A 10,477-nucleotide genomic window follows, 5' to 3' on the forward strand; every position below is an offset into this window, starting at 1 on the left:
AATCTATCAAATCTTGATAAAGTATTTCAATACCTTGCGCCGCGTTTAACAGGCTATATCAGGGCTCTTTATAAATTACCGTTGATAGGGAATGATGTTAAACCCTGGAAAATGTACGAAGCCCAAATTCCTGAAACCCAAAAAGCACTAACTTTTGTTATGGATCGCATCAATCATACCGTTGATCCAGACGCCAAGATGTTATTGTTTAACTTACTGGTAAACGGTCTTTTGCACTGCCCCACAGGCCAAGCAGAAGGTATCAATTCTGTGGCTTATGCACTATCAGAAAATGGATATCAAACGAATAACTTTAAAGATAATTTAAAACGTTTCTTATCCGTTAAGAAAAATGCACATTTTACGACGGCTATTTTGGCAAAAGCAGCTGAAAATTCTCAAAACGTTCATTTGATAAGTTCCTATCGTGATCAATTAAAAGATGAATTAGGTCTAAATGCTGCCATCGCTTCGTATGAAGAACGTATGGGCACTATGGGGCAAGATCCTTTTGCGGGGAATAAATGGAACGTCGTTCAAACGTTTTACGGTCTTGTAAGCCCCGACCGTCTTATTGATTGGGTTATGCAAGCATCCGAAACAAGACAGGATGCCGACGATCTTAGAGAAGAACTTGGGATTAGTGGTAAAAACTTATCGCCTGCTGATCGTGAAAAGGAAATTCTTCGTTTGAGAGCTAAAACACGACAAAACAGACAATTCCGTCCGTTTACAACAGGTTCTATTGCAGAATATTTATATCTTCAAGGGTTAATATCTGACGATGAAAATAATACAAAGTGGCAAAAATATTTTACCGCCGATCCTTTAGATACAGAAGGGGCACCTGCAATATTAACTAGGGATGGTGCCAAAGCCATCCTGATTCATGAGGGTTTTTTAATAGATGATTCCATCAAAAATGAAATGATTGTTGATCATAATTTTAATAATTGGAATTCTATTGATGATTAATTAGTGTGGTCAACGCATTATAGTTTAAGATAGACCTAAATTTTCGATAGGCAAGGATTGGATCTCTCTCAAACTATAATGCGTCTCCCCTACGGTGTTTTTAAGCTTTCACTTTAACGAAAACATTTTTTAACTTTAAAACGAGAATATTATCCAATAAAATCATTTAATAAAAAAATATATTAAGAATATAGTTAAAATAATATGTTTTTTCTTGACAATTGTGGTATAAGTCTTTTAATAAGTAAGTAATTTTTTGCAAAACTTTTTCCTCTCAACGATTAGTAAAGGGGCGATCAATGGGTGTTTTAGAAATGGCCATTAAACCACACGAAAAAGATGAAGATTTAGTGCGTAAAATCGCACAAATTTTAGTAGATACAGGTCTTACTGAAATTGAAATTGAATCTAAGGGTTTAAAAATCCGTGTTGCGAAACAAGTAACACAAACTCAATTTGTGTCTATGGGTCAACCCCATCATGATATGCAACATCAACCGCTACCAAGTCAAAATGTGACGCCTATTAATGTGGCGCCTGTCATACCAGCTGAAGACAATCTGATCAATGCGATAAACTCGCCTATGGTTGGAACTGTTTATGTCTCCCCCAAACCTGGTAGTGCATCCTTTGTTAAAGTGGGCGATTTGGTCAAAGAAGGCACCGTGCTTCTGATCATCGAAGCCATGAAAGTCATGAATCCTATTCCTGCACCAAAAACTGGTACTGTGACCAAAATTTTTGTTGAAGACGGATCACCTGTTGAATTTGGACAGCCTTTACTTATTCTCGAGTAAACACATTGCCCAATAATTCTGGCAAATAGATGCATCATCTTGGAAGTTACAAAATATGTTTGAAAAAATACTGATTGCCAATCGCGGTGAAATTGCCCTTCGTATTTTGCGCGCTTGTCGTGAAATGGGCATCCAAACCGTCGCTGTTCATTCAACAGCAGATGCAAATGCAATGCATGTCAAACTTGCCGATGAAAGCGTTTGTATTGGCCCACCGCGCGCTAAAGACAGTTATTTGAATATTCCTGCATTGATTTCTGCTGCCACCATTACAGGTGCTGATGCGATCCATCCTGGGATTGGTTTTCTCTCTGAAAACGCACATTTCGCCGAAGTTGTTATCGATCATGGTCTTGCCTTTATCGGCCCTAAGCCTGAACATATCAACTTAATGGGCAATAAGATCACCGCAAAAGATGCAGTGATTAAATTGGGCATTCCAACGGTACCTGGCTCTGCAGGTTCTGTAGAAAATGAAGAAGACGCTTTAAAAATTGCAGAAACCATTGGCTATCCATTGCTTATTAAAGCAGCTGGTGGCGGTGGTGGCAAAGGTATGCAAGTTGCACGTACGCCTGAAAGCCTTAAAGAATGTTTATATTTAGCGCGCAATGAAGCCGAAGCAAATTTTGGCAATAGCGAAGTCTATATTGAAAAATATTTGGACCATCCACGTCATATTGAAGTTCAAATTATTGCAGATTCATACGGTAATGTTGTTCATTTGGGTGAGCGCGATTGCTCATTACAACGCCGTCACCAAAAAGTGATCGAAGAAGCGCCTTCTCCTGCTTTAAATGATGAAGAACGTGCTCAAATCGGTAAATTAACCGCGAAAGCTGTTGCTAAATTAGGTTATTTGGGCGTTGGTACTGTTGAATATTTATATCAAGATGGTCAATTTTATTTCATCGAAATGAATACCCGCCTTCAAGTAGAACATACTATCACTGAAATGATAACCGGCATTGATTTAGTACATGAGCAAATTCGGGTTGCAGCAGGTGCTCATCTTGCGTTCAAACAATCCGATATTAAATTCCGTGGACATGCTATTGAATGTCGCGTGAATGCAGAACATCCTAGAACGTTTATGCCCTCCCCTGGCACGATCAATGATTATCATGCACCTGGTGGCCTTGGCGTACGTGTTGATTCGGCATTATATTCAGGCTATAAAATGCCATCTTATTACGATAGTCTTGCATCAAAATTAGTGGTACATCATCCACAATCACGCAACGAATGTATCATGCGATTACGCGGTGCGCTTGACGAATATGTCATTGGTGGTATCGAAACAACGCTTCCTTTGCACAAAAAAATAACAAAAGCACAATCATTTTTAAATGGCGAATACGATGTTCACTGGCTGGAGCGCTTTATAGGCCTTGATCAGTAATATCCCTATATCAATGGCCTTAATGGCCTATGCTCAAGGCTATTTTCCCATGGCCGAAAGCATTGATGAACCGCATTGTGTTTGGGTGCGCCCTAAAAAACGCGGCATGATTCCTTTGGATCAATTTCATATTCAGACCAAATTGGCCCAAAAATTTCGAAACATGCAGGGTCAGCTTTTTTACGATCGTGATTTTAAGCAAGTGTTAAAACATTGCCAAACAATCCGCAAAGACAAAACAGATACGTGGATCAATGATGAAATCGTTGATCTGTATTTAGAATTACACGAAGAAGGCCACGCACATTCTATCGAATATTGGGAAGATGATCAGCTTTTGGGCGGTCTTTACGGCCTTCATATTGGCGGCATCTTTTTTGGCGAGAGCATGTTTTCGCGTGCAACAAATGCCTCTAAATTTTGCCTCATTCAGCTTGTAGCAACTCTTATTCAGAATAAATTCAAGATATTAGATGCTCAATTTATCAATACGCATTTGACACAATTCGGTGCGATCGAAATTGATCAAGTTGATTTTGAGCCAATTCTTGAAGAAGCTATTAAACTTGATTGTGCCTTTATTGGACTCCCCAATGCGCCAATGAACGCATTAAATATAATTGAAAAATACAAAACATAAAAAAATAAGGGAAAAAAATGAGCAAATACATCTTCACCAGTGAATCAGTTTCCGAAGGCCATCCAGATAAAATTTGCGATCGTATTTCGGATGCATTGCTCGATGCTTATTTATTAAAAGATCCACATGCGCATACTGGCCTTGAAACACTTGCAACCACCAATCGTGTGATTCTTGCGGGTGAAGTGAAATCTGCATCCCCTTTGACTCAAGAAATGCATGAAGAAATAGTCAGATCTTGTATCCGTGAAATTGGGTATGAGCAAGAAGGATTTCATTGGCAAAATGTTATTATTCAAGATTATATCCATGCTCAATCATCAGATATTGCACAAGGTGTTGAAGCCGATGATGAAGGATCAGAAGGTGCTGGCGACCAAGGCATTATGTTTGGTTATGCAACACGCGAAACAGATGTTTTAATGCCGGCCCCCCTTTATTATGCCCATGCTATATTAAAATCTTTATCAGATGCGCGTCATAAAGGATCTTTACCCGGTTTAAGACCAGATGCTAAATGTCAAATAAGTGTTCAATATGAAGACGGTGTCCCTTACGGAACATCAGCCATTGTCCTTTCCACACAACATCATCCAGATTTAAGTCAAGAAGATGTACGTGACATTGTGCGTCCTTACATCCAAAATATTTTGCCGCAAGGCTGGATGTGTGACGAAAAAAACTTTTACGTTAACCCAACAGGTCGTTTTGTAATCGGCGGTCCGGATGGGGATACAGGCCTTACAGGCCGTAAAATTATTATTGATACGTATGGTGGCGCAGCACCCCATGGCGGTGGTGCCTTTTCGGGTAAAGACCCTACAAAAGTTGACAGGTCAGCTGCCTATATGGCCCGCTTTTTAGCCAAAAACATAGTAGCTGCGAATTTATCCGATAAATGCACATTACAACTTTGTTATGCCATTGGCGTTGCAAAACCTATCGCCATTTATATTAATTTACATGACGCAAAGAATGTAAATGAAGAAAAACTTGCCAAAAAGCTACAAGAAATGGTAGATCTTAGCCCTAAAGGTATAAGAAATTATTTAAAGCTCAATCGTCCTATTTATGCACGTACAGCTTCATATGGTCATTTTGGAAGAGCACCAACACTCGATGGTGGTTTTTCATGGGAAAAATTATCGCTTGTTGATGAGCTTAAAAGAGAATTTGGATGCAGTTAAAAGAATACATACTCAATCAATTTCAAATTTGGGTCAAAAAGATGAGTGGTGAAGGAAGCGGCGTGTATCCTTTCATACATGAGCATTACGAATCCCGAAATTTTATATTTTTGGCACCCTCCACAATTGGAAAGAATTGAGTATGAAACATGGCGTTAAATTTTATGGTCGCCGTTTAGGTAGATCCTTACGCGTCCATAAAACAAATTTAGTCGAAGATTTATTACCCAAGCTTAATTTTGATATAGCGACTTGCGATGTATTTGATCCTCATGTCTTGTTCCCAGAATCAATCAAAGAATATGTTCTTGAGATTGGTTTTGGCGGTGGCGAAAATCTTGTGTACCAAGCCAGTCAAAACCCTGAAATGGGTTTTATTGGTCTTGATCCTTTTATGAATGGCGTTGCAAGTCTATTGCAACATGTTGACAATCAACAGATTGATAATATTCGTCTTTCACCATTGGATGCCCGTATTTTTCTTGAAAAATTAAAACCCGCATCATTATCAAAAGTATTCACCCTTTTTTTAGATCCTTGGCCAAAGCAACGCCATCATAAAAGACGCCTTGTGACATCGCAATTTATTGATTTATGCGCAACAAAATTAAAATCTGAAGGCGAGCTTTATTTAGCGACCGATCATAAAGGCTATGAAATCTGGATGCGTGATGCCATTGCCAACCAACAATCTTTAAAGCTTGTTGAAGAATTTAACACTGAATTTACACGACCCTCTTTTATTCCCATAACCCGTTATGAAGAAAAAGCGTTGAACCAAAACCGATTTGCGCATTATTTTAGATTAGTAAAAAGTTAAATTATCTAATTTTAAAAGTAACAAAATATAATATTTATTCTTTATACCCTTAAGCTATCTTTTTTAAGTATATATATTTTTAAAAAAATTATATAGTTAAATAATAAAACAAATTTGGAGGAAAAAATGAAAAAAACGCTCTGCTCTGCTCTGCTCTGCTCTGCTCTTAACGTCATCGCTTTATGCAGATAATAGCAACCAAAAAGATGAACTTATTACCAAAATTTCAAAACCTGATGATTCTCAAAAAATAAAGTCATTTGAAGCATTAGGACCAATCGGTCTTCAACTCAAAAGAATTACCGAAAAATTTGGACAAAATCAGGAAAAGTTTCAAACTATCTTACTTGATAATCTCAATGAGGAAGGCCCGAATAGCAGCGGAATGGATTCTCAAGAAGTAAAAGATGCATATAAAGGCAATTTTACAGCTGAAGAACTTCAATCTATTCTTGATTTAAGAAAAAATGAAACCTGGTTAAAAACAAATAATCCTCAATATCAAGCCTATGTTAATAATAAGGTTATGAAAAAAATGTTGGATTCAACTATGCCAATTTTTATGGTTGCATTCCTCAAACAAATTGCAATCAAGGCCGCAGATAGCGGATTAGACAAAAATGTAAGTAACAAATTATTAGATTTTTTCCAAAAAGAAATTGATCATCCTGCTAATTTAAACATAAAAATGATGAGAGATCAGTATGATCAACAAATTAAACAAAACACTCTTCCAAAAGCATCTGATGGTGTAACGTCAGAAAAAATTGCATTGGCTGGTGAATATATGTCGCATCTTTATAGTCCTGATCAAATATTGGGACCCATCATTACAATCATTACAATGATTGTAAAAAAAATCGAAGATCATGCAAATGCGGAAAAGGGCGTACTTCTCAATATAATAGATGCTTTTATAAAGCATGAAGGAAATACACTTTTGAATCAATTCTATATAGATACTTTTATTAAAGCGAATGAGAAAGCGATGGCTGAAACTTTTACACTTCAAGAACTTAAAGAAATGGTTGCATTTCAAAATCAACCCCTTGTTAAGAAGCTCAATATTTTTAATCGCAGTATCTTATCCCAAGCATTCATGAAAGGCTTAAAAGAAGGGATTAATAGCAAAAAAGAAGACGCAAAAGATCCTGTATCTTTTGTGCGCAATGCTGTTAATAAAGCTCTTGAAAAAGCAAAAGAAATGAATCTAATTTCAGGAGAAGCTTTAAGCAATATTCAGAAAGAGGTCTTAGCGATGAAAATGTAGAAAATTGTCTATAGTGTTATCGCTTTAAATTAAGAGAAGTAATAATGAGTGAAATGAAGTGTAGTCTCTTCCAATCTACAAGACAAAAAATAAACTTTTATCTCGAAGGCTACTAACAACCCACCCGTTTCCCTGAAACAATGAGAGCGCAAAGTTTCGAAGGCAGATTCAGGATTGTATCTTAAAAATCTAGCATGATTGAGTGAAATTAGTCATGATAATGGCAGAAGACTTTGTATTTCAGGACAGACCTAAAAGGTCGGTTGGATCCTAAAGCTTCTGCCCACGATCTTAAGCGCGAACGGTAGAACGGACCTAAATCCGAATTTACAATCCGGCGCTATGGATCAACATAGATGATGCGGATACCATGGAACACTTTACTTTTAAACATTTTATTGGCATTGATGTGTCTAAAAATTGGATCGATGTGCATGTTCAACAAAAATCTTATCGAGTCGATTCAAAGGACATTCCCACTTTTATTGATAAACATATAGTTCCTTTAGGCAAGGAAACATTATGTGTTCTTGAAAGTACGGGAGGATATGAGCTCAAAGCTATTATTCCTTTAGAAGAAAAGGGCATAAAAATTCACATATCACACCCGAACAAAGTTGTTTCTTTTGCAAAAGCACGTGGAAAATTAGCTAAAACAGATAAAATTGATGCCAAAATATTAGCTGATTATGGTGCGTTTATTAAAGAAAATGAAATAAGACCTCCTGTTTCCAAAACACAAAAAGAATTGGAATGGTATAATGGGCGCCTTCGTCAATTAAAAATGATGCGCCAGCAAGAAAGATGTCGTTTAGTTTATCCAGAAATGCTAGAAAATATTAAATCTTCTATTCAAAGATCTATTGATCACTATGAAAAAGAAATAAAAATGATTGAAAAAGAATTAAAAAACATTATTCAAAACGACGACGTTCTTCTTAAAAAATACAACATATTGATAAGTATGAGCGGTGTTGGGCCATGTGTCGCACAAACTTTATTAGCAGAACTTCCAGAATTAGGACAATTAAATAAAAGCGAAATAGCAGCTTTGGTAGGTGTTGCACCAATCACAAGAGAAAGCGGCAAAAGTGCAAAGAAATCAAGTATTAAGTTTGGACGATTTGAAGTTAGACGAATGCTTTATATGTCCGCATTAGTAGGAACGGTTCACAGCGCTAGAATGAAATCTTTTTATCAACGCCTGGTGGAAAAAGGAAAACCAAGAAAAGTAGGTCTTGTTGCAGTGATGCGAAAAATGCTTATCACACTGAATGCAATGCTTAAATCTGGGGAAAATTGGAAAGAGTAAGTTATCCACAAGTCCACAGCCCTCCCAGCAGCCATTATAGCTAAGCTGGGCAGGGGTTGTGGGCCCTGTGGTTAACTTAACATTATTTAAAAAAGTTTCATTTTCAGCTAAAAAAAAACTAAAAACAATGTTTTTTCTCTTGACCTTTAAGACGGTAGATCCAAAACGAAATACATGCTCGAAGAGCATGGCAAAATTATTTAAATAACGTCATGATCTACGATCATGATTGTTAATTAGACCTGAATCCTATTCGAAGCTTTGCTTCCCACCTATTCAGGGAAACAGCCGGTAATTGGTAACTTTCTATACAAAATTAAATTTTTGTCCGGTAGATTGATTTTTTCTTCACTTCTTCTTTTTAAGATCTGAATAACGTGAAAATAGCTTTTCAAGATATCCTTCTTCATGATTAAACCTGAAATATTTAGGACGTTTTAATATGCTCCAGCTTCTATGTAGCATAACAGCTAAAAACGTTCCTAAGAAAGGTCCTATGATATATAACCAGGCATTACTAAAATGATGAAAGACAGTTGCTGCTCCCAGATATTTTGCTGGATTTAAATTGAGACTGACTGCCTCAATTGAAATAAGCTTAATGAAAAAAATATAACATCCCATCAAAGCGCCTGTATATTTTACAAGTATTTTTTCAGAAAGAAAAAAGAATAAAAGACCAATAAGTATACCTGTTGCAAAAACTTCAGCGGCAAATTCAATAAAAACACGATGTTCCGATGGCGGTTCTGGAAGACCCAATTTTGTTGCAATGGAGGGATCAGGAATAATAATTGATACCAGATAGATAGCAGCTAAAGTTGCTAATATTTGCACCAGTACATAAAAGATAAAATCAATTGTTTCAAGATGTGCTTCCATCCAAAAAGCAAAACTGACAGCAGGGTTCATATGCGCCCCACTTATTTTGCCTAAAGGTGAATAAATAATCAAAAGGGTGGTGGCAATAATAACCATAACAACTGCAAGAATTCGCATTTCTTGTGTTAAGAACGACTCTTTAAAAGCTGGCAAACCAAAAAAAATGCCAATCATCATAGAACCAACAAAAAAGAATATAAACGTTGCCAGAAATTCAGACACGTAATGCCAAAATCGGATCATAGGATGAGCCGTTTTAAGTTTCATGACATTCCCCCTTTTTTTATTTTTAATTACCTTCTTTAAATATTGTGTCATAAATATTTGACTTTACAAACTATAATTTGTCAGGCATTAAGAAAAAGATCGAATCATCCTGGAGAATAAAATGATTGCTAAACGTCTTATTGACCAAAACATAAATTTGCCAAAAGTTTCAGCGCCTGTTGCTAATTATTTGCCTGTAACCCAAAGTGGTAATATTGTGTATATTTCAGGCCAACTTCCTTTTTGGGAAGGTGAGAAAAAGTTTTTAGGTAAAGTGGGTCACACAATTACAATCGAGCAAGCCCAAGAAGCAGCACGCTTATGTGGTCTTAATATCATCGCGCAACTTGATTATCATCTTAAAGGTAATTTGGATAAAGTTGTTCGTTGTTTGAAAATTGGTGGTTTTGTTAATGCAATACCAGACTTTGCAGATCATCCTGTCGTTTTAAATGGCGCATCCAACCTTATGGTTGAAATCTTCGGTGAAAAAGGCAAACATGCACGTTTTGCAATGGGGGCCGCGTCACTTCCTTTTAATGTTGCCGTTGAAGTTGAAGCAATGTTTGAAGTGCTTCTCTAAAAATAACTGAATTCCACACAGTCATTTAATTTAATATTAGATGGCTGTACTTATTAACGCGAACTCGATAATTCATTCTTCAGAAAACCTAAACTTTCCGTCGTTGCGATGCGCCCCAAATTAAATGGGGCGAAGAAGCAATCCAGAGAGTAGTCCTTCAAATGCTGTATATTGATTTAGAACTGGATTGCTTTGCTGCTTTGCCGCTTCTAATGACCAAGACTTAAGATGTTGATAACAAGTCATTTTTTTTGACATCATTTTCCGGTTTTCTTAACAGCACATATCCCAACGATTGAGCACGCGACATTATATTTTTTAAAACTCTGTCTTTGTATTTTT

Annotated in this window: 11 protein-coding genes; 9 read left to right on the forward strand and 2 right to left on the reverse strand. The window is 36.7% G+C overall.

Annotated features, from left to right (window positions below; translation table 11 throughout):
- The 8 genes from Q8L85_01480 to Q8L85_01515 form a co-directional block, all read left to right on the forward strand.
- Positions 1–975: hypothetical protein (locus Q8L85_01480; protein ID MDP1723358.1), on the forward strand; the 975-nt coding region annotated here is incomplete at its 5' end.
- Positions 976–1,274: 299 nt separating this feature from the next.
- Complete coding sequence (accB, locus tag Q8L85_01485; protein ID MDP1723359.1) at positions 1,275–1,772, forward strand: acetyl-CoA carboxylase biotin carboxyl carrier protein; 498 nt, start codon at positions 1,275–1,277, stop codon at positions 1,770–1,772.
- A gap of 55 nt (positions 1,773–1,827) precedes the next feature.
- A complete protein-coding gene (accC, locus tag Q8L85_01490) occupies positions 1,828–3,174 on the forward strand; it encodes an acetyl-CoA carboxylase biotin carboxylase subunit (GenBank protein ID MDP1723360.1) in 1,347 nt (448 codons plus the stop codon).
- Positions 3,164–3,814: a leucyl/phenylalanyl-tRNA--protein transferase gene (gene aat, locus Q8L85_01495; protein ID MDP1723361.1), complete on the forward strand. Its 651-nt coding sequence runs from the start codon at positions 3,164–3,166 to the stop codon at positions 3,812–3,814. The genes accC and aat overlap by 11 nt, the downstream gene beginning before the upstream one ends.
- A gap of 17 nt (positions 3,815–3,831) precedes the next feature.
- Positions 3,832–5,001, forward strand: coding sequence for a methionine adenosyltransferase (metK, locus tag Q8L85_01500; GenBank protein ID MDP1723362.1), 1,170 nt, complete (start codon positions 3,832–3,834; stop codon positions 4,999–5,001).
- Between the two features lie 142 nt (positions 5,002–5,143).
- Positions 5,144–5,821 carry a tRNA (guanosine(46)-N7)-methyltransferase TrmB gene (gene trmB, locus Q8L85_01505; GenBank protein MDP1723363.1) on the forward strand — a complete coding sequence of 226 codons (678 nt, stop codon included), beginning with the start codon at positions 5,144–5,146 and terminating at the stop codon, positions 5,819–5,821.
- 385 nt (positions 5,822–6,206) lie between these two features.
- On the forward strand, positions 6,207–7,091 hold the full coding sequence (locus Q8L85_01510; protein ID MDP1723364.1) for a hypothetical protein: 885 nt from the start codon (positions 6,207–6,209) through the stop codon (positions 7,089–7,091).
- A gap of 370 nt (positions 7,092–7,461) precedes the next feature.
- Complete coding sequence (locus Q8L85_01515) at positions 7,462–8,403, forward strand: IS110 family transposase (GenBank protein ID MDP1723365.1); 942 nt, start codon at positions 7,462–7,464, stop codon at positions 8,401–8,403.
- Positions 8,404–8,751: 348 nt separating this feature from the next.
- Here Q8L85_01515 and Q8L85_01520 read toward each other — a convergent pair whose 3' ends face one another.
- Complete coding sequence (locus Q8L85_01520) at positions 8,752–9,552, reverse strand: aquaporin (GenBank protein ID MDP1723366.1); 801 nt, start codon at positions 9,550–9,552, stop codon at positions 8,752–8,754.
- Positions 9,553–9,673: 121 nt separating this feature from the next.
- Here Q8L85_01520 and Q8L85_01525 point away from each other — a divergent pair, with 121 nt between their 5' ends.
- Positions 9,674–10,135: a RidA family protein gene (locus tag Q8L85_01525; GenBank protein MDP1723367.1), complete on the forward strand. Its 462-nt coding sequence runs from the start codon at positions 9,674–9,676 to the stop codon at positions 10,133–10,135.
- Between the two features lie 120 nt (positions 10,136–10,255).
- Here Q8L85_01525 and Q8L85_01530 read toward each other — a convergent pair whose 3' ends face one another.
- On the reverse strand, positions 10,256–10,396 hold the full coding sequence (locus Q8L85_01530; protein MDP1723368.1) for a hypothetical protein: 141 nt from the start codon (positions 10,394–10,396) through the stop codon (positions 10,256–10,258).
- Between the last annotated feature and the right edge of the window lie 81 nt (positions 10,397–10,477).

The organism is Alphaproteobacteria bacterium (genome assembly GCA_030680745.1).
Taxonomy (GTDB): domain Bacteria; phylum Pseudomonadota; class Alphaproteobacteria; order JAUXUR01; family JAUXUR01; genus JAUXUR01.